The sequence below is a fragment of the Candidatus Bathyarchaeia archaeon genome, assembly GCA_038873195.1.
GTDB lineage: Archaea > Thermoproteota > Bathyarchaeia > Bathyarchaeales > Bathycorpusculaceae > DSLH01.
This window is the reverse complement of record JAVZEV010000001.1, coordinates 605,131-631,608: the sequence shown is the minus strand read 5'-3', so window position 1 is coordinate 631,608 and position 26,478 is coordinate 605,131. Positions and strand designations below refer to the sequence as shown.

24 protein-coding genes are annotated in these 26,478 nt (G+C 44.4%); 17 read left to right on the top strand and 7 right to left on the bottom strand.

Features of this window, described 5'->3' with window-relative positions; all coding sequences use genetic code 11:
• Positions 1 to 49: 49 nt before the first annotated feature.
• The 9 genes from QXW63_03570 to QXW63_03530 are packed head-to-tail and all read left to right on the top strand — an operon-like array spanning position 50 to position 10,431.
• Positions 50 to 1,813: an FAD-dependent oxidoreductase gene (locus QXW63_03570; protein ID MEM3460973.1), complete on the top strand. Its 1,764-nt coding sequence runs from the start codon at positions 50 to 52 to the stop codon at positions 1,811 to 1,813.
• Positions 1,814 to 1,815: 2 nt separating this feature from the next.
• Complete coding sequence (locus QXW63_03565; protein MEM3460972.1) at positions 1,816 to 2,571, top strand: hydrogenase iron-sulfur subunit; 756 nt, start codon at positions 1,816 to 1,818, stop codon at positions 2,569 to 2,571.
• 2 nt (positions 2,572 to 2,573) lie between these two features.
• Positions 2,574 to 5,597, top strand: a complete 3,024-nt coding sequence (locus QXW63_03560; GenBank protein ID MEM3460971.1) for a CoB--CoM heterodisulfide reductase iron-sulfur subunit A family protein — start codon at positions 2,574 to 2,576, stop codon at positions 5,595 to 5,597.
• Positions 5,594 to 6,031 (top strand): hydrogenase iron-sulfur subunit, encoded by a 438-nt coding sequence (locus QXW63_03555; GenBank protein MEM3460970.1) that lies wholly within the window; start codon positions 5,594 to 5,596, stop codon positions 6,029 to 6,031. The genes QXW63_03560 and QXW63_03555 overlap by 4 nt, the downstream gene beginning before the upstream one ends.
• Positions 6,031 to 6,558: a 4Fe-4S dicluster domain-containing protein gene (locus QXW63_03550; GenBank protein ID MEM3460969.1), complete on the top strand. Its 528-nt coding sequence runs from the start codon at positions 6,031 to 6,033 to the stop codon at positions 6,556 to 6,558. The genes QXW63_03555 and QXW63_03550 overlap by 1 nt, the downstream gene beginning before the upstream one ends.
• 3 nt (positions 6,559 to 6,561) lie before the next feature.
• The gene (locus QXW63_03545) at positions 6,562 to 7,452 is read left to right on the top strand and encodes a CoB--CoM heterodisulfide reductase iron-sulfur subunit B family protein (protein MEM3460968.1); all 891 of its coding nucleotides are present in this window, start codon (positions 6,562 to 6,564) and stop codon (positions 7,450 to 7,452) included.
• Position 7,453: 1 nt separating this feature from the next.
• The gene (locus tag QXW63_03540) at positions 7,454 to 8,437 is read left to right on the top strand and encodes an oxidoreductase (GenBank protein MEM3460967.1); all 984 of its coding nucleotides are present in this window, start codon (positions 7,454 to 7,456) and stop codon (positions 8,435 to 8,437) included.
• Positions 8,434 to 9,888, top strand: a complete 1,455-nt coding sequence (locus tag QXW63_03535; protein MEM3460966.1) for a Ni/Fe hydrogenase subunit alpha — start codon at positions 8,434 to 8,436, stop codon at positions 9,886 to 9,888. Before QXW63_03540 ends, QXW63_03535 begins: the two co-directional genes overlap by 4 nt.
• Before the next feature lie 48 nt (positions 9,889 to 9,936).
• On the top strand, positions 9,937 to 10,431 hold the full coding sequence (locus QXW63_03530; protein ID MEM3460965.1) for a hydrogenase 3 maturation endopeptidase HyCI: 495 nt from the start codon (positions 9,937 to 9,939) through the stop codon (positions 10,429 to 10,431).
• A gap of 6 nt (positions 10,432 to 10,437) precedes the next feature.
• Here the strand turns inward: QXW63_03530 and QXW63_03525 are convergent, their stop codons facing one another.
• Positions 10,438 to 10,938 carry a hypothetical protein gene (locus tag QXW63_03525; GenBank protein MEM3460964.1) on the bottom strand — a complete coding sequence of 167 codons (501 nt, stop codon included), beginning with the start codon at positions 10,936 to 10,938 and terminating at the stop codon, positions 10,438 to 10,440.
• A 126-nt stretch (positions 10,939 to 11,064) separates the two neighbouring features.
• On the opposite strand from QXW63_03525, the gene QXW63_03520 reads away from it, so the two are divergent.
• From QXW63_03520 to QXW63_03510, 3 genes are read left to right on the top strand one after another with little or no spacing between them, the layout of a single operon-like run.
• Positions 11,065 to 11,904, top strand: a complete 840-nt coding sequence (locus QXW63_03520) for a GNAT family N-acetyltransferase (GenBank protein MEM3460963.1) — start codon at positions 11,065 to 11,067, stop codon at positions 11,902 to 11,904.
• Positions 11,905 to 11,910: 6 nt separating this feature from the next.
• Positions 11,911 to 13,296, top strand: a complete 1,386-nt coding sequence (locus QXW63_03515; protein ID MEM3460962.1) for a hypothetical protein — start codon at positions 11,911 to 11,913, stop codon at positions 13,294 to 13,296.
• Positions 13,297 to 13,313: 17 nt separating this feature from the next.
• On the top strand, positions 13,314 to 13,922 hold the full coding sequence (locus QXW63_03510; protein MEM3460961.1) for an MBL fold metallo-hydrolase: 609 nt from the start codon (positions 13,314 to 13,316) through the stop codon (positions 13,920 to 13,922).
• A gap of 42 nt (positions 13,923 to 13,964) precedes the next feature.
• On the opposite strand, the gene QXW63_03505 is transcribed toward QXW63_03510, so the two are convergent.
• The 5 genes from QXW63_03505 to QXW63_03485 all read right to left on the bottom strand — a co-directional run bounded on the left by QXW63_03505 (position 13,965) and on the right by QXW63_03485 (position 20,841).
• Positions 13,965 to 14,468 carry a 4Fe-4S dicluster domain-containing protein gene (locus QXW63_03505; GenBank protein ID MEM3460960.1) on the bottom strand — a complete coding sequence of 168 codons (504 nt, stop codon included), beginning with the start codon at positions 14,466 to 14,468 and terminating at the stop codon, positions 13,965 to 13,967.
• Between the two features lie 14 nt (positions 14,469 to 14,482).
• Positions 14,483 to 16,339, bottom strand: a complete 1,857-nt coding sequence (locus QXW63_03500) for an aldehyde ferredoxin oxidoreductase family protein (protein MEM3460959.1) — start codon at positions 16,337 to 16,339, stop codon at positions 14,483 to 14,485.
• A gap of 170 nt (positions 16,340 to 16,509) precedes the next feature.
• Complete coding sequence (sdhB, locus tag QXW63_03495) at positions 16,510 to 18,075, bottom strand: succinate dehydrogenase iron-sulfur subunit (GenBank protein ID MEM3460958.1); 1,566 nt, start codon at positions 18,073 to 18,075, stop codon at positions 16,510 to 16,512.
• Positions 18,076 to 18,087: 12 nt separating this feature from the next.
• Positions 18,088 to 19,788 (bottom strand): succinate dehydrogenase/fumarate reductase flavoprotein subunit, encoded by a 1,701-nt coding sequence (locus tag QXW63_03490; protein ID MEM3460957.1) that lies wholly within the window; start codon positions 19,786 to 19,788, stop codon positions 18,088 to 18,090.
• A 162-nt stretch (positions 19,789 to 19,950) separates the two neighbouring features.
• Positions 19,951 to 20,841 carry a hypothetical protein gene (locus tag QXW63_03485; protein ID MEM3460956.1) on the bottom strand — a complete coding sequence of 297 codons (891 nt, stop codon included), beginning with the start codon at positions 20,839 to 20,841 and terminating at the stop codon, positions 19,951 to 19,953.
• A gap of 171 nt (positions 20,842 to 21,012) precedes the next feature.
• Between QXW63_03485 and accC the strand changes: the two genes are divergently transcribed.
• The 4 genes from accC to QXW63_03465 all read left to right on the top strand — a co-directional run bounded on the left by accC (position 21,013) and on the right by QXW63_03465 (position 24,348).
• A complete protein-coding gene (gene accC / locus QXW63_03480) occupies positions 21,013 to 22,524 on the top strand; it encodes an acetyl-CoA carboxylase biotin carboxylase subunit (GenBank protein MEM3460955.1) in 1,512 nt (503 codons plus the stop codon).
• On the top strand, positions 22,521 to 23,063 hold the full coding sequence (locus QXW63_03475) for a biotin/lipoyl-containing protein (protein MEM3460954.1): 543 nt from the start codon (positions 22,521 to 22,523) through the stop codon (positions 23,061 to 23,063). Before accC ends, QXW63_03475 begins: the two co-directional genes overlap by 4 nt.
• Positions 23,064 to 23,140: 77 nt before the next feature.
• Positions 23,141 to 23,545, top strand: a complete 405-nt coding sequence (gene mce, locus QXW63_03470) for a methylmalonyl-CoA epimerase (GenBank protein ID MEM3460953.1) — start codon at positions 23,141 to 23,143, stop codon at positions 23,543 to 23,545.
• A 14-nt stretch (positions 23,546 to 23,559) separates the two neighbouring features.
• A complete protein-coding gene (locus QXW63_03465; GenBank protein ID MEM3460952.1) occupies positions 23,560 to 24,348 on the top strand; it encodes a biotin--[acetyl-CoA-carboxylase] ligase in 789 nt (262 codons plus the stop codon).
• Positions 24,349 to 24,575: 227 nt separating this feature from the next.
• Here the strand turns inward: QXW63_03465 and QXW63_03460 are convergent, their stop codons facing one another.
• Positions 24,576 to 24,734 (bottom strand): hypothetical protein, encoded by a 159-nt coding sequence (locus QXW63_03460; GenBank protein MEM3460951.1) that lies wholly within the window; start codon positions 24,732 to 24,734, stop codon positions 24,576 to 24,578.
• 171 nt (positions 24,735 to 24,905) lie between these two features.
• On the opposite strand from QXW63_03460, the gene QXW63_03455 reads away from it, so the two are divergent.
• A complete protein-coding gene (locus QXW63_03455) occupies positions 24,906 to 26,474 on the top strand; it encodes a carboxyl transferase domain-containing protein (GenBank protein MEM3460950.1) in 1,569 nt (522 codons plus the stop codon).
• Positions 26,475 to 26,478 lie beyond the last annotated feature (4 nt).

Genomic DNA, 26,478 nt, shown 5'->3' with positions numbered 1-26,478 from the left:
TACTTTATGTCAATTTTGCGTCAAACTTGATTTAGGTGGCTTAATATAATTGGCAGATAAGGATAATATTCTACATCAAGCTGGTTTAACAATGACAAGTGGTAGTAGCACAAATGTAAAGAGACAACTGCCACCATGCCGCTCAGCCTGTCCAGCACGCGTCAACGTTCAAGGATACGTTTCTCTGCTTCAAAAAGGTAAATTCAAAGAAGCAGTCGAACTCATAAGGCAAGACATGCCTTTTCCCGCAATTTGTGGAAGAGTCTGTTTCAGCCCATGCGAGGATGCATGTGCAAGAACAAACGTGGACCAAGCCGTAGCAATTCGCGCTCTAAAACGAATCGTCGCCGACGTAGAACGTGAATATGAACGAGTAAAACCTAAACCCATACCAAAGAAACACAAAGAAAAAATCGCCATAGTCGGCGCAGGACCAGCAGGTATAACCGCAGCCTATGAACTTGCAAAACGTGGTTATCTCGTAACCGTTTTTGAACGTATGTCTGAACCCGGCGGCATGATGCGGTATTGCATACCCGATTTTCGCTTGGAAAAATTTGTTGTATTAAACGAAATTGCCTACATCAAAGATTTGGGTGTGGAAATAAAAACTGGCGTGGAATTTGGAAAAGACATTACAATTGAAAGCTTACGCAAAGATGGCTATAACGCCATCTTTCTAGCTATCGGAACACAGCTTGGCATGAAATTGAACGTGCCTGGCGAAGATTTGGAGGGCGTCATAAACGCCGTGGATTTCCTGAGAAAAATTGCGCTTGGAGAACGTGTTGAAGTAGGTGAAAAAGTTGCGGTTGTTGGCGGCGGAAACAGCGCAATAGACGCTGCCAGAACAGCCAAAAAACTCGGTGCAAAAGAAGTTATGATATTGTATAGGCGTTCTCGTGAAGAGATGCCCGCGCTGCCGCATGAAGTGGAGTTGGCTGAGAAAGACGGCGTAAAATTCTATTTCTTAGTCGCGCCAAAACAGATTATAGGCGAAAATGGCAAGGTCAAAGCCATCGAATGCTTGCGAATGCGACTAGGCGAACCAGACGAAAGCGGAAGAAGGCGCCCCGTTCCAATAAGTTTCTCTGAACATCAATATGAAGTAGACATGGTAATCCCCGCACTGGGACAAGTTGCAGAGTCTGCCTGCATACCCAAGGAACTTCTGGACAAAGAAGCAAGAGCACCATCAATGAAAGTTGACCCATTAACATTAGAAACCAACATGCCAGGCGTGTTTGCAGGAGGCGACATAGCCACTGGCCCTGCAAGCATAATTGAAGCCGTTGGAGCAGGCAAAAGAGCAGCTGTTTCCATCTATCTCTACTTGACTGGGCAAGATTTGCGAAAAGGAAGAGACGATGCCGTTGAAGAAGTAACGTGGGTTAAAAACTGGGGTTCTCTGAAAAAGAAAGAACGAAGATATGAGCCGCCAATAGAAAAGCCACGTTTGAGCTTTGAGGAAGCAGCTGAATATTTAGAGAAAACAAAGCAGAAAGCAATGTTTGAAGCTTTTCGCTGTTTGGGATGTGGACCATGCGCAGAATGTCTCGCAAGCTTGGAGCTTTGCGAAGGTGACAAGGCAGTTGTTGACGAAAACCTCTGCGTGGGCTGCAATGTGTGCGCGGTTGTTTGCCCGTTTGGTGCAGTCAAAAAGGACGAACGAGAAATTGCCAAAGTAAACGAGGACCTTTGCAAAGGCTGTGGAATATGTGCTGCACGTTGCCCGGAACAAGCGATAACGATGAAGAAAATGCCTAACGAGCAAATTATGAGTCTTGCCTTGGCAGCAACGGAGGGACGATAAAAATGGAGGCAGACGACCCTAAAATTGTTTGTTTCATGTGTAACTGGGCTTTTTGTCAAAACGAAACTGAAGTTCCATCAAACGTTAATGTTGTTCGAATCATGTGTCTTGGAAGAGTGGACCCAGTCATCGTTTTGGACACGCTTGCAAACGGAGTTGACGGCGTCATGCTTGTGGGTTGCAAACCACCAGACTGCCACTACCAAGAAGGAAACCTTCAAGCAGAACGCGCCGTAAAAATGCTTACAAAACTCGTTGCATTAGCTGGATTGGAGCCTCAACGCGTAAAATTAGTTTGGCATTCACCATTAGATGAAAAGAACTTTGAATATTACGCCAAAGAGTTTTCCAGAGAAATCGGAAAACTTGGGTCTTCTCCGTTGCGAAGCAAAGATTTGGGTTCAAAAATTAAGGTTAACGTGTTAGCAGCCAAGAATGCTGCTTCAGATTTTCGTTTGAGAGTTTTGCTTGGAAGAGAGAAAGAGCTAACCGAAGGCGTTAACGTTTATGGCGAGAAACTGTCGCAAGATGAATTCGACGAGTTGCTGGATGAAATTGTCAATGAAGAGTTTGTTCGACACAAAATCTACGTCTTAACCAAAACCAAACCCTTCTCTGTGAAGGACTTGGCAGAAATGGTTGAAATGAAACCTGCGGCTGTTTTAAGGCAGATTGTTGACATGCGCCGTAGAAACATGATAGCTCTAGACCATGTGGAAGGTCAAACTCCATTTTACAAGGCTTTGGAGGTTAAGTGAAAATGGCAAAGGAGAAAGTTGGAGCTGTTCTAGTCGTCGGTGGAGGAGTTGCCGGCATACAAGCATCGTTAGACTTGGCGGATTCCGGCTTCAAAGTATATTTGGTTGATGAAGGCGCAAGCATCGGCGGCGTCATGGCTCAACTGGACAAAACATTTCCAACAAACGACTGCTCAATGTGCATTCTCTCGCCTAAACTCGTGGCGACGGGAAGACATCCGAACATCACGATTCTGACAAACACGGAAATATTAGGCTTAAACGGCGAAGCTGGAAACTTCGAAGTAAAACTTCGAAAACGTAGTCGTTACATAATCGAAGACAAATGCAACGGCTGCGGCTTATGTGCACAAAAATGTCCAATCGAAGCGGTTGACATGTATAATGAAGGTTTAAGCGAAAGAGGCGCAATTTACGTTGATTATCCACAGGCAGTTCCGCTCAAGTACAAAATAGACCGTGAAAAATGCATTGGTTGCGGAACATGCTACGAAATCTGCAAAGCGAAAGCAGTGGCATACGACCAGCAAGACAGCGAAGCCACACTCAAAGTCGGCTCAATAATACTTGCGCCTGGCTTTGAACCCTTCGATGCAAGATTGAAAACCGAATATGGTTATGGACGTTATCCAAACGTGGTGACAAGCATAGAATTCGAACGCATCTTGAGCGCATCCGGACCCTACGGTGGACTTGTCGTGCGCCCTTCGGATGGCGAGATTCCCAAGAAAATTGCGTTTATTCAATGTGTAGGCTCGAGAGATTATCAGCTCGGCAACACTTACTGTTCCGCAGCATGCTGCATGTACGGCATGAAAGAAGCCGTAATCGCCAAAGAACACACGCCAACCAAATTGGAGCCAACAATCTTTTACATGGACTTGCGAGCTTACGGAAAAGAATTTGACGCCTACTACAACCGCGCTAAAGAAGAGTGGGGCATAAAATTTGTGAGGTCAAGAGTTGCAGGCGTGACTGAAGACCCGTTGACCGGCAACCTTTTCGTTCACTATGTTGAGGATGAAACACCTAAGACAGAAGAATTCGACATGGTCGTCCTATCCATCGGAATGCAACCGCCAAAAGGCGTTGAAAAACTTGCTAAAGCTTTGGGAATAAAACTCAACAAATACAACTACTGCGAAACCGGACATTTTACGCCATTAGAGACATCAAAACCCGGCATATTCGTTTGCGGAGCCTTCAGCGCTCCCAAAGACATTCCAGAAAGTGTCGCGCAAGCAAGCGGAGCAGCAGCCAAAGCAATGAACGTTGTAGCTACTGAAAGAGGAAAACTTGTGACAGTTAAAGAGTATCCGCCAGAAAGAGACGTCAGCCAAGAAGAACCGCGCATTGGCGTTTTCGTCTGTCACTGCGGAATCAACATTGGCGGAGTCGTCAACGTTCCTGAAGTTGTGGAGTATGCTAAAACTTTGCCCTACGTGGTTTACGCTGAAGCCAACCTCTACACTTGCTCGCAGGACACGCAGAAGCTCATCCGCGAAAAAATCCAACAGCACAATCTGAACCGCGTCGTCGTAGCTTCTTGCACGCCTAGAACGCATGAGCCGCTTTTCAGAGAAACAGTCCAGGAAGCGGGCTTAAACCCCTACTTGTTCGAGATGACCAACATCCGCGACCAATGCAGCTGGGTGCACATGCACGAGCCCAAAGAAGCAACAGAAAAAGCTAAAGACCTCGTCCGCTCAATAGTAGCCAAAGCCAAACTTTTGAAACCGCTTAAGAAACCAGAAATCAGCGTCACGCCAGTTGGGTTAGTTATAGGCGGCGGAGTTTCCGGCATGACTGCGGCGCTTGAACTTGCAAGACAAGGGTTTGAAGTACATCTTGTTGAGAGAGAAAAAGAGCTCGGCGGACACCTACGCACAATTCATTATCTATTGGAAAAAGGGGAAGACCCGAAAGAAAAACTGACCGCTTTAATCAAAGAAGTCATGGAAAACAAGAAGGTACACGTTCACTTAGACTCGGAAGTGGCAGAAGTCAGCGGTTTCGTCGGCAACTTCAAATCAAAAATAAAAAACCACAGCGGCAAAGAGGAAGAAGTTGAACATGGCATCGTCATAGTCGCCACGGGCGCAACCGAATACAAACCAAAAGAATACCTTTACGGCAAAGACCCACGCGTGATGACACAACATGAACTGGAAGAAAAACTTGCGAACGGCAAATTCAAAGCTAAAAACGTAGTTATGATTCAGTGTGTAGGCGCTAGAAATGAGGAAAGACCGAACTGCTCGCGAATATGTTGTGGACAAGCGATAAAGAACGCTTTAAAAATTAAAGAGCTAAGCCCAGAAACAGAAGTCTACGTTTTATTCAAGGACATTCGCTCTTACGGTTTCAAAGAAGACTATTACCGTGAAGCCGCACAGAAAGGAGTTTTATTCATAAACTACGAGGATGAAAGAAAGCCTCAAGTCGCAAATGATGATGGAAAGTTAAAAGTGTCTTTCTGGGAGCCCGTTTTGAAAGAAACAGTTGAAATCGAACCAGACTTTCTAATCTTAAGCGCCGCAACAATTCCGAACCCAGACAACAAACGCATTGCCGAAATGCTCAAGGTGCCACTGACAAAGGACGGTTTCTTTCTAGAAGCTCACATGAAACTCCGTCCAGTTGACTTTGCCACCGAAGGCGTTTTCTTGTGCGGAATGGCGCATTCACCAAAATACATCGACGAAAGCATAGCGCAAGCATGCGCAGCCGCGGCAAGAGCCACAACCATACTTTCGAAACCCACACTTGAGATGGAAGGAATTGTTGCAAACGTGAACGAAGATTTATGTAGCGGTTGTAGGATTTGTGAATATCTATGCCCGTACGGTGCCATAGAAATGAAGGAAAAAGACGGCAAACTTACAGCACACGTAATTGAAGCATCATGCAAAGGATGCGGAGCGTGCGGCACGGCCTGCCCAACCAAAGCCATCATAATGGGTCACTTTACCACGGAAGAGATACTTGCCCAAGTCAAAGCCGCACTTGTGGAGGTGCAAGCATGACCCAGAAAAACGGATTCGAACCAAAAATCATCGGTTTTCTCTGCAACTGGTGCAGCTATGCAGGCGCAGACTTGGCTGGAGTAAGCCGAATCCAGTATCCGCCAAACATAAGAATCATACGCGTCATGTGCAGCGGCAGAATCGACCCAACATTCATTCTTGAAGCCTTCAAAAACGGCGCAGACGGCGTGCTCGTAGCCGGATGCCACTTGCCTTCGGATTGCCACTACATTAGTGGAAACTTCAAGGCGCAAAGAAGGGTAACTCTTTTAAAGAAAGTTCTTCAAGATTTCGGAATCGAACCTGAACGCTTACGGTTGGAGTGGGTTTCAGCCAGCGAAGGTGACAAGTTCGCGGCAGTCGTACGGGACATGGTTGAACAAATAAAAAAGCTTGGACCAAGTCCATTAAAAAACGTGGAGGTTAAGGCTTAATGTCTGAAGTTGAAGAGAAAGAACCGATTAAAGCTTCGGAAATGGACCCTAAATTCAAGTATGAAATTGCAAAAATGCACGGCGGAGAAAAACTGATGCGCTGTTTCCAGTGTGGAACATGCACGTCTGACTGTCCAGTCGCCAAGTTCAGCGAAACATATCGCCCAAGACAAATAATTCGCATGGCACAGCTTGGACTTAAAGACCGCGTGCTAAACAGCGACACATTATGGTTGTGCGCGGCATGTTTCACGTGTACAGACCGTTGCCCGCAAGATGTTGAAGTAGCCAGTGTAATCCGCGTACTACGCAATTTAGCCGCAGAAAAGGGCATAGTGCCTCAAGTTTTTAAAGAGCAAGCTATGAGCATTCTTGAGTCGGGTTACGCTTACAAAATTCCAGACTTAAGAATAAAGAAGCGAGAAACCCTGGGATTGCCGCCACTGCCAAGAGGCAATTCTGAAGGCATAAAGAAAGCACTTCATGGAGTGAGTTTTCTAAAACATCTCGAAAAGAAGGGTGAGTAGAAAATGGCTAAGAATCAATATCTCATTTTTCTTGGGTGCGCAATTCCTTATCGTGTTTCAGCCTACGAGATATCTGCCAGAAAGGTTCTGCAGAAACTGGGCGTTGAGCTTGTTGAAATGCCTGAATTCAACTGTTGCGGTCTCCCGCTTGACCCAGTCAGCCACGAAATGATGCTCATTCTTGCAGCTAGAAATTTGGCTTTGGCTGAACAAAAGGGATTGGACATTCTCACTTTGTGTCCGGGTTGTGCTGGAACTTTAAAGAAAGTTAACAAGATGCTTAAGGAAGATAAGGCGTTACGCGAAGAAATAAACAAACATTTGAAAGAATCTGGCTTAGAGTTTAAGGGAACTGTCAACGCGAAGCATATAATGCAAGTTCTAATGGAGGATGTTGGCTTAGAAAAGATAAAAGATTCCGTTGTTAAACCGCTCACGATGCTTAAAGTGGCGGAGCACAACGGTTGCCACATACTGCGACCAAAAGAATACATAGGATTCGACGATCCAGAAGACCCTCAAACGCTTAAAATGCTTATCGAAGCGACAGGCGCAACATGTTTAGATTACATGGATGAGACTGAATGTTGCGGTGCGCCAAGCGTCGGTGTAAGCGACAAAGTCGCCTTACAACTTGCAAGAGACAAGCTAAACCATGTTAAACAAGTCAGTGCAGAGGCTTTGATAACGATTTGTCCATTCTGCCACATAATGTACGACACGAACGAGTTGCGCATAGAAAAAATGTTTAACGAAACTTACGGCATTCCAGTTTTGCATTATCCGCAATTGCTCGGTTTAGCTATGGGCATGTCGCCCGAAGAGCTTGCATTTAACGAGCTTAGAGTTGACGCTTCTAAAATATTGAAGCATGTTACTGAAGGTGGAGAATGAAATGGCAAAAAACAAGCTGAAGCTAGCCTTTTATTGGGCTGCTAGTTGTGGAGGCTGCGAAATCGCCGTTTTGGATATAAATGAGAAAATCCTCGATGTAATACAAATCGCCGACATCGTTTTTTGGCCAGTAGCAATGGACATAAAATACAAGGATGTTGAGGCAATGCCTGATAAATACATCGATGTTTGCTTTTTCAACGGTGGAATACGCAACTCAGAACAAGAACACCTTGCAAAGCTTTTGCGGCAAAAATCAAAAATCCTAATCGCTTACGGAGCATGCGCTCACCTCGGCGGCGTTCCCGGACTAGCAAACTTAGCTAATAAAAAGGAAATCTTCGAAAAAGTCTATTTCAAGACTTTCTCCACGGCGAACTCAGAAAATAAAACACCAAAACCAACAGTGCATGTTAAAGAGGGAGAAGTTGACATCCCAGAATTTTACGACACAGTCAGAACCTTAGACCAAGTTGTTGACGTTGACTATTACGTTCCAGGCTGTCCACCAGCAGTCGAACGCACCTTATTCGCAGTTGAAGCCATAGCCAAAGGCGAATTGCCGCCTAAAGGCTCCGTGCTTGCACCCTTAAAATCAGTCTGTGACGAATGCCCACGAAAGAAAGAAAATAAGAAAATCTCCAAGATATACCGCGTTTACGAGAAAACTCCAGAGCCCGAGCGTTGCTTGCTTGAACAAGGAATAATCTGCATGGGACCCGCGACTAGAGGCGGATGCGGCGCCAGATGCTTAAAAGCTGACATGCCCTGCACAGGCTGTGGCGGTCCATGCCCCAACGCGCCTGAACAAGGTGCAGCCATGATAAGTGCTTTAGCTTCAATTCTCGGTTTGGAAGAAGAGAAGGAAAAGTACACGGAAGAGGATGTTGAAAGGCTAATGAGCCAAGTTAAAGACCCAATTGGGTCGTTCTACATGTACGCTTTACCAGCATCCATTTTGAAGAGAAAGGTGATGAAAGAATGAAGAAGATACTAATAGACCCGATAACCCGACTTGAAGGTCACGGGAAAATATCCATATTCCTAAATGACAAGGGCGACGTGGAAAACGCTTATTTGCAGGTTCCAGAACTCAGAGGCTTTGAAAGATTCTGCATCGGAAGAAAAGCTGAGGACATGCCCCTTTTGACAAGCAGAATCTGCGGTGTATGCCCAGTCGCGCATCACATGGCTGGAACAAAAGCTTTGGACGCCGCGTTTAATGTTGAACCTCCGTCTGCAGCTAAAAAGCTCCGAGAACTCATGTACTGTGGCTACTATATTTACGACCACACACTTCACTTCTACTATCTCGGTGGACCCGACTTTGTGGTCGGTCCAGACGCTCCTCCAGAAAAAAGAAACGTCATCGGCGTTATTGAGAAGGCTGGCTTAGAAATTGGCAAAGAAGTCATTAAGCATAGAGCTTATGGACAAAGAATAACAGAGTTAATCGGAGGAAAAGCCACACATCCAGTCTGCGGATTGCCTGGTGGAATGTCTAAACCTTTGAAAGAAGAGGAAAGACAAGAAATTGAGAAAATGGCGGAATCCTCTGTAAAGTTTGCTCAGTTCTCATTAAAACTGTTCCACGACATTGTCTTGGGAAACAGCAAATACGTGGACTTGATTAAAAGCGACGCTTACACATTGAAAACTTATTACATGGGCACAGTTGACGAAAGCAATAAAGTCAACTTTTACGACGGAAAAGTCCGCGTTGTCGACCCTTCTGGTAAAGAATTTGTCAGATTCGAACCGAAGGACTACTTAAACCACATCGCTGAGCGCGTAGAAGAATGGACCTACGTGAAATTCCCATACTTAAAGAAGGTCGGCTGGAAAGGTTTCGTGGACGGCGCAGACAGTGGTGTTTATCGTGTTGGACCACTTGGGCGATTAAACGCTGCTGAAGGCATGGCTACACCGCTTGCACAAGAAGAGTATAAAGTTATGTACAAGACTCTCGGCGGAAAACCAGTCCATTCGACATTGGCTTTCCACTGGGCACGATTAATCGAGCTTCTGTACGCGGCTGAACGCGCTTTGGAGCTGAGCAGAGACCCGGAAATAACAAGCAAAGAAGTACGCAACAAACCAGGCGAACCAAGTGAAGGCGTGGGAATAGTTGAAGCCGCTAGAGGCACATTGATACACCATTATGTACTGGATAAGGATGCTTTGATTAAAGACGTGAACCTCATTGTCGCAACAACCAACAACGCTCCCGCAATAAACATGTCAATCCGCGACGCAGCCAAAGGCTTGATTCAAGGCGACAAAGTTGACCAAGGCGTGCTTAACATGGTTGAAATGGCTTTTAGAGCCTACGACCCTTGCTTTGGATGCGCCACACACTTTGCTGTAGGACAAATGCCGATGACTATAGAAATTTACAATAACGAAAAGAAGCTGCTTCGAATGGTGCAGCGATAAACTTTTTTCTTTCTTTATGTTCTTTTTAGGTTTTGATGGCGGTTTCTATTGCCAAAAAGAAGCTACGACATCAAGAAAGAGTTAAAGAAATGGTTTTCCGACGCCAAGAAAATCGTTGTAGCAGGAATAGGAAATCCAATCCGTATGGACGACTATGTTGGAGTCAAGATTGTCCAAGATTTACGTGGAAAAGTTTCAGACAATGTTCTCTTGATTGAGTGTGAAACTGTTCCTGAGAATTTTCTTCAGCAAATAGTAGATTTTAATCCGTCACATGTTCTATTAATTGACGCGGCGGTTTTAGGCTTAAAACCCGGCGAGTCACGACTCATAAACCCAGAGCAGCTAAAAAATTTTCCAGCATACACAACACACATGCTTCCACTGCGAATATTCTGCGAATATCTTGTCAAAACAACGAAAGCAAAAATCGCTCTTCTCTTAATAGAACCTAAAAAAACTGATTTTGGTGATGGATTAACTCCGGAAATTGAGGCGACGGCACAAGATGTCGCCAGTGCTGTTCTTTCGCTTCGTATTTGAATGAATTTATTTTTCTGCCTTTTTTGTGAATTTGACGTTTAAGGTTTTGGCAAGTTTCTCCAATTCCTCTTCGCTCATCCATTCAGTTTTTAAATATTGCAGAATTCTCTCGTCGCTTAATCCCAGCCTGCGCGCTTCTTCAACCGCTGCAGCGTACGCTTCAATCTCGGTTGGCCTGTCCACGTAACTGTAGTGGTTGTCGAAAAGCTCTTTTCCCTCCATGAACTGTTTCACGTGCACTAACTCGTGGATTATGTCAAGGTAAATGTCAATTAAGTCGCCATTGTTAAGGTAATGCGCGCTTACGAAAAGGTGTCCATCCTCGTCGCTGACGCCCATGTACCCTCTTCTTCCAACAAATTCTATCCTTAAGTTGTGCAGTACTTCTTCGGTTTTTTCTCCGAATATTCGTCTTACTGCTTCCACTTTCTCGAAGCCTTTGAAGTAGTCGGTGAATGGGTGTGTTGTTATTTTTGCTTTGCGGCGTATCTTAACCTTCAACTGCAAGTCTGTGCGCGCCTACCCTTTCAATGTTCAATCAGTTTATGATGTGTGCATTTAGTAAAATTTATTCCAGTATAATACTTTTTATCTGAAGCATCCTTTAACAGACACGTGAAAAAAAGGGTTTGTATGTTACGTGTTAAAAGAATGACGCCGGAAGATTTCGAGTTTGCTGTTCGCCTTACAGATACGCAAGGCTGGAATTTTGTAGAAGAAGACTTCAAGTTTATGATGGCTTTAGAGCCGGAAGGCTGCTTTGTGCTGTTTGACGATTCGAAGCGGGTAGGGATTGTCACGTCCATAGGCTTTGACAAGCTTGGCTGGCTTGGAAACCTAATAGTAGAGGAAAAATATCGAAGGAAAGGCGCGGGTGCGTTGCTTGTTAAAAGCGTAATCGAATATTTTTCAGGCAAGAATGTGAACAATGTTGGCTTATACGCTTATGTTAACACGATACCCTTCTACGAAAAACTTGGTTTCAAATACGATTCAGACTTCATTGTTCTCGAAGGAAAAGCCTTTACAGCGTCGGTTGAGTCTAGTTTGAGAGTGGCGAAAGAAGAAGATTTTCAAAGAATTGTCGATTATGATTCTTACTGGTTTGGTGCTTCTCGAAAAAAATTGCTCGACGCGATTCTGCAAAGTTCCAGTAATCCATGTTTTTTGTCAGTTGAAAGTGAACGTATTGTGGGATATGTTATGGCGAAAGTTTACAATGGAATAGCTGAAATAGGACCATTAATGTGTTTGAGAGAGCGAAAGACTGTGGCGATTGACCTTTTGAAAGCCATCCTTAACAAACTCGCTGGCTCTGAAGTTTCTTTGTGTTTGCCTAAGAAAGAGTCAGCAATAATCAGTTTTCTTATGCGCTCTGGTTTTACAGAGCAGTTCCGTGTGGCAAGAATGTTTTTAAAACCCTTCAATGCTAAAGACTGCTTCTACTTGGCAGAGTCTTTAGAGCGAGGTTGATGTTGCTTGTCCATTGAGATGGCAAAGTTGCTGGTTACCGACTTTCTTAAGAATTCATGGAGCTGTGTCGAAACCATAGTTAAAGAGCTAATTAGTTTTAAGGAGCGAGAGAATGGAAGCAAAAAGAGAAACGTAAACTTCTTCTACTTTAAGAATGAGCGAAGAAACGATGTTACAGTGGAAGGTTGGCACTTTTTCCTTCGAACCTCTGTTGAATACTCCAATCCACAGTTAACCATAGAAGAAGTTCAAGGCTTAATCGCCGCGCGACTGCTTGAAGCTTGCGGAAACCACTTCCACACTTGCGGACTGCACAACCCAGACGATAAAGACGTGAACGCAATTTGTGAAAGGCTGAGAAAACCTGCTGAAGGCTTAATTTTTCCTTTTCTGCTAAACACGGACGACATAGAACCCGACAGATATTCTATGAATCCCCTCAAAGAGTCAATAGTTAAAAGTGGACAAAGCGCTTTTCCAGCAACAAACGTTACTACTCGCGGGTTAGAGATAGACCAGAAATTTGCACAAAAATACGCTGGCTCGCTTATTTGCCAGAAAGAAATAGAGCTGATTGACTATTGCCTCAAAACTTGCGGAGACAGTTACATGGATATGGCTGACGCAGTAAAATACACGCAGCTTGAGCATTTCTCGGAAGCTTTCGGAATTGACCTTAGGCTTCCAGCCATGCGGTTGCCGCTTACAATTATGAAAAAAGAAGCGACGGATGGATTATTGCATCATGTGATAAGAGAAGTGCATAAGGACTATGCGGCTGTTGAGCGCGTTTACAACTGCATCGGCAGAAGCATGAAGAGTCGAACAACATTATTAACTATTCCGCATTCGCCTAAAGGCTACGGCTCCAAACGCGCCGCTAAAGGAAAAATCTACTTTACTGGAACAAAACTGAAAAATGTTAAGGTAGATTATGAAACAACGCCGCTTTATCCGAACGCAATCGACCCCAAAGACGTCAGTGTCGCCGTGGCAGACGACCATTTCACGGTTGAAGGTGAAAAACTTGTTAACTACAATTTCAATGAGACTCCTTCTTCGCCTCAGTTCTTTCTTTACATTTTGGCTTCACCGGAAAACGCGGCATTGTGGCATGGGATAGGCGCTTTTGGTGCTTCTCAGCTTGTAAAAAGCTACGTTACTGTGCGCTTTGCGTGTAGCCGAGACTCTTTAATCAGAGATTTGAAAGAAAAGTATGGGTTACCAATGGAAATTCCTTTGCAGTTTAATCTTGTGCCGGAGTTTATGTGGGCGCATCCAGTGCATCACAATATAGACGCAAGTATTGGCTGTGTGGAAAACTTGGGAGAAGTGGCAAAAAGAGGAATGAAAATAGAGGCTCTTCCAGCCTCAAGTTTTATTCGCGTTTGAAATGGAGGTAAGCACTTATGTTTTTTAGGCAAATAAAACAGTATGGCGACAATTTCTCCTACATAATCGCAGATGAAGCCGCAAAAGAAGCCGCTGTTATAGATTCCAGCTTTAACACAGACGCGATAATACGAGTTTTGAAGAACCAGAATTTCACCCTAAAATATACAATTAACACGCACAGCCACAGCGACCACACGGCAGGCAATGAGAATTTAAAGGCTTGCTGCGGCGGCAATGTTGTCGCTCACAAATTAGCCAAAATCAACAAGGACGTAAGCGTTGACGACAGCGACATTTTAACAGTTGGCAAAATAACAATTAAAGTCATTCACACACCTGGACACACGCGCGACAGCATATGCCTTCTAGCAAATGGCAAACTGTTCACAGGCGACACCTTGTTTGTTGGCGAATGTGGCAGGACAGATTTGCCAGGCGGAAGCTCTGAAGACATGTACTACAGTTTATTCACGAAATTAATGAAGCTCGATGATGATGTTGAAGTGTATCCTGGGCATGATTATGGACCGCGTCCTTATTCCACAATTGGCGACGAGAAACGAACAAATTACACGTTAAAGAAGCGGACTTTGGAAGAGTTTATAGAGTTCATGGAAAGCTGACGTGCATAATGCTTTTAAAATTAGAAAAAGGAAAGGTTAGGGTTATTTTGTTGTTTCTTTTAGTGCTTCTTGAAAGAGTTTCTTTGTTACTGTGAATCTTGCCTTCTGCGCTAGAACATCCGCTGTGACTAGGTCTAATGCTTCTTCTGGGCACCATTTGACACATTGGGGTTCGCCTTTTTCCTTGCAGAGGTCGCATGAGAAAACCACTTTTCTGTCTGGGTGAAGCATTATTGCGCCGTAATCGCATGCTTCTATGCACCATCCGCATCCGTTGCATTTGTCCTCGTCAACCATTATTATTCCTGTTTCCTCTGACTGTGTTAAGGCGTCTCTTGGGCATGCTGCAACGCAAGGTGGGTCTTCGCAAAGTCTACATGTGATTGAGACGTTCACGAGTGGGTTAAGCCGCACAACGCGTATTCGCGACTTCAATGGGTTGAATGATTTTTCTTTTGTCCATGAGCAGATGTACTCGCATACTTGGCAGCCTACGCACTTGTCTGGGTCTGCTGAGACGAATTTTCTTTCGTGAATCTTAACCATTGTCTATTCACTCCTTACATTTTCTCTTCAACTATGTGTATTAGGTCGTCCATGCCGAGTTCCTTCAGTTTCGCTACTGTTGGCACTCCTTCTCTTGTCCATCCGCGAGCCTCGTAGTAATCGTCTAGAAGCAAGTCTAATTCTTCCTGCGTCACGTATGCTCCTTTAGACGGTCCCTCATCGGTAATTGGCTGATTCATAACTTTCCATGGTAAACTGTCGTCTTTTCTGCCTAAGCCTTCTCTGACGTTGAACACTCTTGCAAGGTTGTTTATGCGTTCACCAGCCATTTTCATCTCTTGGGTTGTCATTTCTGCACCAGTGACCAAATTGTAAAGTTTAGTCATGTCCTCGAGTTCCTTGTAGTACGTGCCACGCGAGAACTTGCAGACGATGAATGAGTCTATGAGGGTGTACATGTCTTCCATGTCCTTGACCAGTTTGCCTCTTCCTTTCTCGGCTTTTAAGCGGTTGACTTTTCCTTTGACGTCAAAAGCGTATGCTCCGTGTCTGTTGTGGTCTGCTCCTCGGAAGGAGACAGCAAAGCCTAACGCTGCTGTTTTTAGGCATCTAAGGTCGTAACCGGTGACCTCAACTCCTTTAATGTGCAATGCCAGTTTTTCGGCGCCGTTGCCAATTTTTTCGGCGGCTCCTTTTACGCCTTCTGCGAGTATGTCGCCTATGCCTTCGCGTTTGCCCATTTTTTCAAGAAGCTTTACTAGTGCTTCGTGGTTGCCGAACTTTGCGTCTATCCCATCCGTGTCTTTCTCTGTTAATATGCCCTTTTCGTAGCAGTCCATTGCAAAGCCAACAATCACTCCAGCGCTTATAGAGTCCATTCCATAATAGTTGCATAAGTCCATTCCCTTTATGATAGCGTCGAGCCTGTCAATGCCGCAGTATGGTCCCAAAGCCCACAAGGGCTCGTACTCCATCCGCGTCATCGTACCCTTATATGGTCCTTCAGCAACAACGCATACGTGTTCGCATCGCATTGCGCATGAACTGCATCCGATGACTTTTGCAACATATCTGTCGTTTAGAACTTCGCCGCTGACTCTTTCCGCGCCTTCGAAAGTCGCGTTATTGTAGTTTCTTGTTGGCATACAATGCAGAGCGTTGTGTACAAGAACGTTTTCCGGCGTGCCTAAAGTTCTATATTTCTGCGTTGCTGGTCCTTTCATTCTTTCGTGGAACTCTTTCACGTATTCCAGAAATTCTTCCGGCTTAGCCACTGTAATGTCGCGTGTTCCTCGAACCGCTATGGCTTTCAAATTCTTTGAACCCATCACGGCGCCCAGTCCTGTTCTTCCAGCGGCTCTTGTCTTGTCATTAATTATGCATGCTATTTTGACGAGTTTTTCTCCAGCCGGACCGATGGCTGCAACGCGAATGTAATAGTCGCCTAGCTCCTCTCTAATCGCATCTTCTGTGTCAGCGGGTGATTTACCCATCAAATGCGAGGCGTCTAAAAGCTGAACTGAATCGTCATCGATCCAAACATAGACTGGCTTTTCTGCTTTGCCTTTGAAAATTACTGCGTCATATCCTGCTCTTTTGAGTTCTGTTCCAAAAGAACCGTGAGATTTGGCTTCGCCGACACCATAGCTTTGAGGCGACTTTGAAACGAAGGCATGTCCGTTTCCGCCTGTCGGCCAGACTGTGCCTGAGATTGGTCCTGTCGCTAGAATCAGCGGGTTTTCTGGACTTAATGGTTCCACTCCCGGTTTTGATTGGTCCAGCCATAAGCGCATTCCTAGACCTATTCCGCCAATGTATTTCTTGGCGTATTCTTCATTTAAAGGTTCTACATGGGTTTTTCCCGTTGTTAAATCTATATGAAGAATTCTACCAGCGTAGCCGTGCAACATTTTTCCTCCACGTTTAGCATATTTTAGAGAGTTATTAACTTTTGTTATATAGATATATTAATGTATCTGCATGGGTTTGGCTGATTTATCAAAATAAATTTTGAGATGAAAATTGCAAATGAGCGCTTCTTGTAACGTGGTAAAAAGAGGAAGCGGTAGGTTTTAGCAGTTTAAATGGCTTCTTTTAAGAGTTCTATGACATCTTTGACTGCAATCTTGTTCTCTACGTCTAACACTTTAACAGCATCTTCCAGAGTCGTCACGCAGAACGGGCAGGCAACTGCGATAACGTCAACGTCGAGTTCCAAAGCCTCTTTAACTCTGTCCACGCATGGTCTCTTTTCTGAAGGCGCCTCTTCAGTCCAAACTCTTCCTGCGCCGCCACCACAACAGAAACTGCTTTGTCTCGTACGCTTCATTTCAATAAGTTCTAACCCGTCTATTGCCTTCAAGATTTCTCGTGGCGCCTCATATACTTCGTTGCGTTTGCCTAAGAAGCACGGGTCATGATATGCGACTTTTTTTCTCATGGGTTTTGTTGGTTTTATCTTGCCTTGCTTAATTGCATCTGCCAAGTATTGCGTATAGTGCTGCACGTTGAGTTTTTCGTCAGCGTAGGGCTTGTCATTCTTAAACGTGTTGTAACAATGTGGCGACAAAGTGACGATTTTTTCCGCATTGAACTTTTTGAACATGTCAATGTTGTGTATGGCAAGTTCTTCGAAAAGTCCTTTCTCTCCCATCCTTAGCATGTGGTCTCCGCAACACCATTCTTCAGCGCCTAAAGTTGCATAGTCCACGCCTAAACTGTTTAATATTTGAGCCATTGTTTTGGCGATTTCTCTGTTTCTAATGTCAAAAGTGGTTGAGCAGCACGTGAAAAGCAAAACATCAGCTTTTGAAACGTTTGGAAATGTTTTAACATTCAAGCCTTCAGCCCAATCCATTCTTTTGCTTTGATGTGTTCCCATTGGATTATGATATTTGTAGACGCTTTCAAGAACGTCCTTAACTGTTCGTGGAATGTTTCCAGCCTCAATCAAGAAGCAGTGGTCATCAAGTATCGCGTTTGCGCAACTTACAAGTTTTGGACAGAACAATGTACATGAGTTGCATTGAGTGCAAAGCCATATATTATCCGCCATGGGCTTTAAGCGTTCGTCTAAGCCGTTGTCCCTCGAGTCTGTGAGGAATCTATAATTGGCAGTTAATGCTGTGGGTCCAAGGAATCTCTCGTCTATTGCGGCTGGACATGCCGAATAACAGATTGAACATTTAATGCACAGTGTCAAATCCCAGAACTTCTTGAGCTCCTCTGGCGTTTGCGCAAACTCGTTGGGCTGCTTGAATGTTTCTTCTGGCTTTATCAAAACGGTTCTTATTTTCTTATATTTCTCGAAGAAGGATTGAATGTCGACAACGAGGTCTTTGATTACTGGCAAGTTTGAAAGCGGCTCGATTGTTAACGAATCGGCGTCTAAATGTAGCACTTGCGTGTAGCATGCCAGCATGGGTTTTCCGTTAATGTTGACTGCGCAGTCTCCGCAGATTCCCATTCTACACGATTGCCTAAAAGATAGCGTCTCGTCCAAGTTATCTTTTATGTAAAGTAGCGCGTCAAGTACTGTTGTTCCTTTGCGAATTGGCACTTTATACGTGGACACGTAACGTCTTTTACTTTCCGGGTCATATCTGCTTATTTTGAATTCAACAATTTTCTCAACTTTAGTGCTCATTTTTTCATCCTCCTAATAGGTTCTGGCAACTGGCGACCACTTAGTTATCGTGACTGGAATGTACTCAAGTTTAGGTCCATCCCTCGTGTAATAAGCTAATGTATGCTTTAGCCAGTTTTGGTCATCACGTTTTGGATAGTCAACCCGTGAATGGGCGCCTCGCGATTCTGTTCGTTGAAACGCGCTAGCTATTGTTACTTCCGCCAAATCCAACATGAAATCAAGCTGTAAAGCGGACAAAAATCCAGTGTTAAACGGTTTGCCTTTGTCCTCAACCCTTACGTGCTTGAACCTTTCCTTAAGCTCTCTTATTTCTTTCATGGCCGTTTGAAGCTGGTCGCCTCTACGGTATATCCACACCTTCTCATTCATTATACGACGCATTTCGTCTCTGATTGCTGGGACTCGTTCGCTGCCTTCGCTTCCCAATATGCCATCGAAAACTCTCTTTTCTTCCGCCAACAATTTTTCCTTAGGAATCTCATGAACACTGTTTTTCAACGCGTATTTTGCAGCTTCCTCGCCTGCAACTGCTCCGAACACGAGGCATTCAGCGGTTGAGTTTGTGCCAAGCCTGTTTGCGCCATGCACGCTTATGCATGAGCATTCGCCCGCAGCGTATAAGCCAGCTATGGGCGTTTCAGTTTTTATGTTGGCTTTGATTCCTCCCATAGAATAGTGCGCTGCTGGTCGAATGGGTATTGGTTCCTTGACTGGGTCGACTCCGCCAAGTTTTATTGCAACATCGCGAATTAGCGGCAACCGCTCGTTAATTTTCTCTTCGCCCAAATGTCTAAGGTCTAAAGCTATGTAAGGTCCATAGGGTCCTTCAAGTCCGCGTCCTTCCAAGATTTCTGTTTGTTCCGCTCTCGAAACAACATCACGCGGAGCCAACTCCATTTTTTCCGGCGCATATTTCTTCATGAAGCGTTCGCCATTAGCATTAATCAAGTATCCTCCTTCGCCTCGGGCGCCCTCGGTAATTAGAACGCCTGAGGGAACCAAACCTGTGGGATGGAATTGTACAAATTCCATATCTTCCAATGGCGCGCCTGCGCGGTATGCCATTGCCATTCCATCGCCTGTGGTTGTGTGTGAGAATGTTGTGAATTCGTAAATGCGTTCGTGTCCTCCTGTTGCCATAATGATGGCTTTCGCAGAGAATGCGTGCATGTCGCCGGTTGTCATGTCTATGGCGGTTAGTCCCACTGCGGTATTGTTTTCTACCAAAAGCGAAGTTGCGAACCATTCATCGTAAAATTTCACATTGCCATAGGTTATTGCTTTTCCATATATCGCGTGCATTTCATGAAAACCCGTCATGTCCGCTGCAAAGCAAGCTCTTGGAAATGAGTGTCCACCAAATGGTCGTTGGTCTATTTTTCCATCAGACGTGCGGCTCCATGGGCATCCCCAGTGCTCAGTTAATACGATTTCTTTTGGTGCTTGCCTAACAAAAAATTCCACAACATCTTGGTCTGCAAGGTAGTCAGCGCCTTTTACAGTGTCAAACGCGTGCAAGTCAAAGGAGTCTTTTTCACGCATAACAGCTGCTGTTCCGCCTTGTGCACAAACAGAATGCGACCTTAACGGGTGATGCTTGGAAATTACGGCAATGTCAAGCTTGTTGTTGATTTCTGCCGCGGCAACTGCTGCTCTTAAACCTGCTAAGCCAGCTCCGACTATAACTATGTCATGAGCGTTTTTTTCCATCTACTTTTCACCTATGCTATGAGAATAACCACTACTTTATCATGTAGGTTTTATAGTTTTCCGAAAGCAAGCAAATTTTAAAATGTTTTCATTCACAAAAACGCGTTTTCTTCTCACTCCCTTTCTCAGTGAGAATTACGTGGAGAGTTTCAAAAATTGAAACTATTCTTTTCTCTTTTCACTTTCAGGAATTCCGTTTGGCTCTGGTGGTGGGCGGTGACATAGCTCATGAGGATGCCAACGAATCCACTGTTTCATAAACTCAAACTGTTTGCCCACAGTGTATAACGATTCTGGTTGTGGAAAGCCGAAAATTCTGTTTCTAATTCGTCCAGCTGCAAGTTGAATAGCTAATGTGATTATAGCAAGCCATAATGTAGTATAAAAGGCAACTAAAACTCCCCATGAAGATGCAAGTCCGAAGGGCAGCGTAACAACCCATACAAAAGTGAATATTGCTGAAGACATGATGTAAGGTAAAATGGCTGAAAAGACAAAAAAGACGATTGCTAACGCAAAGTAGTAATTTCTCAACTTTGGCAAAGTCTTTTTTACTATAGAAAACACAGTTAAATCGCCCTCTCCTAAACTTGTTCCTTCTTTGATGGCTTTCAAAAGGATATCCGCGTTTTTGGGAATTTCAAATGCTTCTTCAAACGTCATTAAGGAAGCGCAAAGGATAACGATGATTGTGCTTAGTAGCAAGCCAGTTTGAATAATTGTTGCTGTCACAACAAAGGTGAGAATTAGAGCTGCGAAAAAAATTAGAAATGGCAGTATAGTGATTATGTTGCCGTGAATGATTGTCCTTCTGCTTGGGTATGGGTCAAAAATGTTGAAGCGTTTGTGGAAAATGTTTGGTGTAAGCTTTTTTGGGATTTTCTGGATTGCACGCGATTTTCTATGTAAGATTATCGAAACGGATATAGAGATGCAACCTATCGCGATAAGAACTGCGGAGGAAACTAAGAATGGAGTATCAAGCATGCTTAACTCCATTATGGTTCTATTGTAGCTGAAACTTAAAAAGCTGCCGAATCCTATTCGAACCAACTAAATTTGCCTTCTCCCACGATTCTCATTATTTTTCTAGAAAACGTCATAGATGAATGATGAAAAATTTTGTAATCTTTTCAATGTCCAATGGTGAAAATATTTAATTCAATTACGCTTAATTGACTTGTAAAGTAAAAGAAGGCTGTTTGCGTCTGGACTGAACAAGACATGTTCAACAAAATCTTAGTTGCTAACCGCGGAGAAATCGCAGTTAGAGTGATTAGAGCTTGCAAAGAGTTAGGAGCAAAAACTGTCGCTGTCTATTCTGAGGCAGACGCAGACTCTCTGCATGTTCAATATGCGGATGAAAGCTACTGCGTGGGACCAGCAGACCCCAGCCTGAGCTACCTAAAAATCAACAAAATAATTGAAGTAGCTAAAAAATCAAAGTGCGAGGCAGTACATCTTGGTTATGGATTTCTTTCTCAAATCCCAGCTTTCGCCAAAGCCTGCGAAGAAAACGACATAGAATTCATTGGGCCATCTAGTGAAGTTCTAAAGAAAATGGGAAGTAAAGTGGAAGCCCGCAGAACCGCTGTCAAAGCGGGTGTATCCGCTATTCCTGGAAGCATAGAACCCGCCCGAAGCGTGGATGAAGCAGTTGAAATTGCAGGGCATGTAGGCTTTCCAGTTCTTGTGAAAGCTGTTTATGGTGGTGGAGGAAAGGGTATGCGTCTGGTAATGAACAAAAGAGAAATGCAGCAAGCACTGGAACTTACGGCTTCTGAAGCGGAGAGCTCTTTTGGAAACCGCGAAATTTACGTTGAAAAATTTCTTCCCAGAGCAAGACATATAGAATTTCAAATTTTAGCCGACAAATATGGAAAAATTGTTCATTTTGGCGAACGTGAATGCTCGCTTCAGAGGAGATATCAAAAGCTTATCGAAGAAACTCCATCAATGTTGATGACTGGAAAGCTTAGAAAGGAGATGGGAGTGGCTGCAGTAAAAATTGCAAGAGCAGTAGGCTATGTTAACGCTGGCACTGTCGAGTTTCTTGTTGACCAAGAAGGGCATTATTATTTTTTGGAGATGAACACTAGGCTTCAGGTTGAACACTTGATTACGGAAATGGTTACTGGCTTAGACATTGTAAAGGCGCAAATTAGAATTGCGGCTGGTCAAAAACTTGAATATAAACAAAACAACATCGTCCAAAGGGGACACGCGATTAACTGTAGAATCAATGCGGAAGACCCCTACAACAATTTCATGCCGTCTCCAGGCGTCGTATCCAAACTTCAGTTGCCCGGAGGTCCCGGCGTAAGAGTTGACACTCACCTATATGTTGGCTATCCTATCTCGGTTTTTTATGACCCTCTCATCGCGAAACTTGCAGTTTGGGGAGAAAACCGCGGGGAAGCAATACAACGAATGAAAAATGCGCTGAACGAATTTGTAATAGTAGGTGTAAAAACAACGATTCCCTTTCACAAAAAAATCATGGAAGACGAGCAGTTTCTCAAAGGAGACATTCACATAAACTTTGTCGACGAAAAAATTGAGAGACTTATGCCGAAACAAACCTTAGAAGAGGAAGAAGCCGCCGCAATTATTGCAGTGTTAGCCGACTATGTGGAAAGAAGCGAGACTCGCGCGGTAATTCCGAAAAGAGAGCCTAGGGCGGTTTCTTCTTGGAGGCTTGCTGGAAGAACAAGGAGAGTGAGTAGGGCGCTTTGACTTTTCAAGAAGTTCTTGTGAACAAAAAGCCATACAAGATTAGGGTTTTGGAGCGGAACGGAAGTAGTTTTTTGGTGGAAGTGGACGGCAAAACATTTAGTGTTGCGTTCAGAAATTCGGGACAAGGCAAAGCGGCAGTGCTGGAGATTAATGGTAAAACTTTTTCGGCGAGTGTAAATAAGGTTTATAGCGGCTTTCGGCAAGTTGTAATTGACGGAAAACTTTTCGATGTTCAGTTTCAACCTAAAATTTTGAGAGAGTCGACTACACAGCAAGAGCCTATGTTCAAGGTTGTTAAAAAGCCTGCAGCGGGTTTGATTGTTGGAAAGGACGCTGTGACTGCTCCCATTTCTGGCAGAATTGTTTCCTTAAAAGCGAATATCGGTAGAAAAATTGAGAAGGGCGCGTGTATTTGCGTTTTGGAAGCTATGAAAATGCAAAATCTAGTGGTTTCGCATAAGGCTGGGATTGTAAAGGAAATCAGAGTTTCTGCTGGGGCTGTTGTGAATAAAGGGGATGTTTTGGCAATCATTAGTTAATTTTTGGTGGTTGTTTTGGAAACTCTTTTATTCGATGTTTCGCATGGAGTTAAGTGTTCTCTGAGGAGTTGAGAGTAATGTTTGCTGGGATGGACCATGTTGGTGTTGCAGTGAAGAATTTGGATGAAGCTGTTCGCGTTTACTGTGACGTTTTAGGTTTTAAGCTGTTAGGTGTTCATGTTTTGACGGAGCGAAAGGTTAAGGTGGCGTTTCTTTCCACCGGCGGCGAAACGCAGATTGAGCTTTTGGAGCCTCTTGGCGGTGATAGTCCAGTTGCGAAGTTTCTTGAAAGCCGCGGTGAAGGCGTGCACCATTTTGCTGTGGAAGTCGATGATATTGAAATGGTTTTGGCGGAGCTCAAGCGTAAAGGCGTTGTGCTTGTTGATGATAAACCGCGAGAGGGCGCTGAAGGCAAGAAAATAGCGTTTGTTCACCCGAAAAGCACGCGTGGCGTTTTGTTGGAGCTTGTTGAAAAGCCTTAATGGTTAGAAATGCTGTGCCTGCAAAGATAAATTTGGATAAGCTTCTGGAAGGCTTGCGTACAAAACGGTTTGGAAAGCGAATATTTTTCAGTCGTGTTGTTGGCTCGACTAATGAGTTGGCTAAAGAATTAGCCGTGCTTGGCGCTCCTGAGGGAACAGTTGCGATTGCTCAAACTCAGACTGCTGGGCGTGGACGCTTGAGCAGAGTCTGGTTTTCTCCTGAGGGTGGCTTGTGGTTTTCTGTTGTGCTTAAGCCGAAACTTAAGGCTGCAGAGGCGGTTAGGCTTGTTTTTGTGGCTGGTTTGGCTGTTGCTGATGTTCTGCGTGAACTGTATGGTTTAAAGGTTGAGACTAAATGGCCTAATGATGTGTTGGTTGGCGGGCGCAAGATTTGTGGTGTATTAGCGGAGATGAGCACGCTTGGCGAAAAAGTCAATTTTGCAGTGTTAGGCATTGGTGTTAACGCAAATTTTGATGTGAGAAAGGTTTTTCCGGAAGAACTTTGGGAAAGCGCGACTTCTTTGATGAACGAGCTTGGAAGAAAAGTTAAGCTGGAAGAACTGTTTAGGGCGTTGCTTGAAAGGCTAGATTGTGTTTACGAGCAGTTTCTGAAAGAGGGATTTAATCCAGTTCTGGAGAGATGGAAAAGCTATGCGGGTTTTCTTGGTAAGCAAGTGGTTGTTGCAGGCGAAACTGAAAAGTTGCGCGGGTTGGCTTTGGATGTTGACAGCGAAGGCGCTTTGGTTCTCAAACTTGAAGATGGAACAATAAGGCGCGTCTTTGTTGGAGATGTTTTCTTTTAGGCTAAGAATAGTGTTGCTATTTTTTAGGCAACATTGAGGCGTTTAGAATCTATAAAAGGTGTGCCTTTATCAAGCGGACCTTTTGCGAAAATTTTTAATTTTTGTCAGTGTAACTATGGAATGGTGGTATTGTGTCTACAAAAAATTGCACGAAGTGTGGCAAGCTTATTCCTTCCGACGCGTCATTTTGCCCGTATTGTGGAATATCTCTCTACTCCCATCAACACTCACTCATCGGGATGGATGATTATGTCTTTTCTCATTTCCTTCTTGTGGTTTAGGATTAACAATAATCCTATTTTTCCTCTGGGGTTTATTGGAGCGTTACTTATCGCATTATGGTCTGCTGATATTGACAAGACTCTTGGGAAGGAACCGCTTCTCAACTATTCTCTAATATTGTCGAGTATAGGTATGATTATCGGATTTATAGTGCGATGACGATGCAGTGAGATGTCCACCATCTTTGAAGATTGGTGAATCAGATTGGTTTATGCTTCCATAGGTTCTAAATATTTGTTGAGTTATTATACTGTTTCAATTTGAGGTATCTCATAATGTCAAGCATTAAGGAGCCTAGTGTTGATGAGAAGATTAAGCGTTTACGCGAATTAAACGAACAAGCCAAGCTTGGCGGCGGACAAAAGCGAATTGAAGAGCAACACGCAAAAGGCAAGTTAACCGCTCGCGAACGCATTGAGCTACTGCTTGACCCGGGAAGTTTCAACGAGCTCGACCGTTTCGTGGTTCACCAATGTACGGAATTCGGCATGGCTGAAAAAAAGTTTCTGGGCGATGGTGTAGTAACGGGCTACGGCACAATAGACGGCAGGCTCGTTTACGTTTTCAGTCAAGATTTCACGGTTTTCGGCGGTTCATTGGGCGAGATGTTCGCTAAGAAAGTCTGCAAGCTAATGGATTTGGCATTGAAAACGGGCGCGCCAGTTATAGGCTTAAACGACAGCGGCGGAGCACGCATTCAAGAAGGCGTTGCAAGTCTCGCTGGTTACGGCGACATATTCTTCCGCAACGTAATAAGCTCTGGCGTAATTCCACAGATAAGCGCCATTATGGGTCCGTGCGCAGGCGGAGCCGTTTACTCGCCAGCCCTAACAGATTTCATAATCATGGTGGACAAAACATCGCACATGTTCATCACTGGTCCAGACGTGGTTAAAGCTGCGCTTGGACAAGAAGTCACATTTGAAGACCTTGGCGGAGCGATGGTGCACAGCGCAACGAGCGGTGTCGCACATTTTATAGCCCAAAACGAGGAGCAGTGCATCCAAATCATAAAGAAGCTTCTGAGCTATTTGCCAAGCAATTATCTAGAAGACCCGCCCGTTGTTGAGCCCACAGACGACCCAAACCGCACAGATGAAGGCTTAGCGAAAATTCTTCCAGACGACCCAGACAAACCCTACGATGTAAAAGAAGTAATAACCCGCGTAGTGGACAACGGCGAATTCTTCGAAATTCAACCTCTCTGGGCGCAAAACATTGTGATCGGCTTTGCGCGTTTGAATGGCAAAACAGTAGGCATTGTTGCCAACCAGCCCATGCATTACGCTGGGGCTTTAGACATAAACAGCAGCATGAAAGCCGGACGCTTCATACGCTTCTGCGATTGCTTCAACATTCCAATAATCACTTTCGTCGACGTGCCAGGCTTCTTACCAGGCATAGAACAGGAGCACGGCGGAATAATAAAACACGGTTCAAAGCTATTATACGCTTACTGCGAAGCAACAGTTCCAAAAATCACGACTATACTGCGCAAATCTTACGGTGGAGCCTACGACGTCATGGGCTCAAAACATAGCGGCGCAGACATAAACTACGCGTGGCCAACAGCAGAAATCGCAGTCATGGGACCGCACGGTGCGATAAACATAATCTTTCGAAAAGAAATTGCTGAAGCTAAAGATCCGGAAAAGAAGCGTATGGAACTTGTTAGTGAATATCGCCAAAAATTCGCAAGTCCCTACATTGCCGCGCAGAAAGGTTACATAGACGAGGTCATCGAGCCAGCAGAAACCAGACCAAAACTAATCAGCGCACTCGAAAGTCTAGCCACGAAACGCGAGCCGAGGCCTTCAAGAAAGCATGGAAACGTGCCGCTCTAAACTT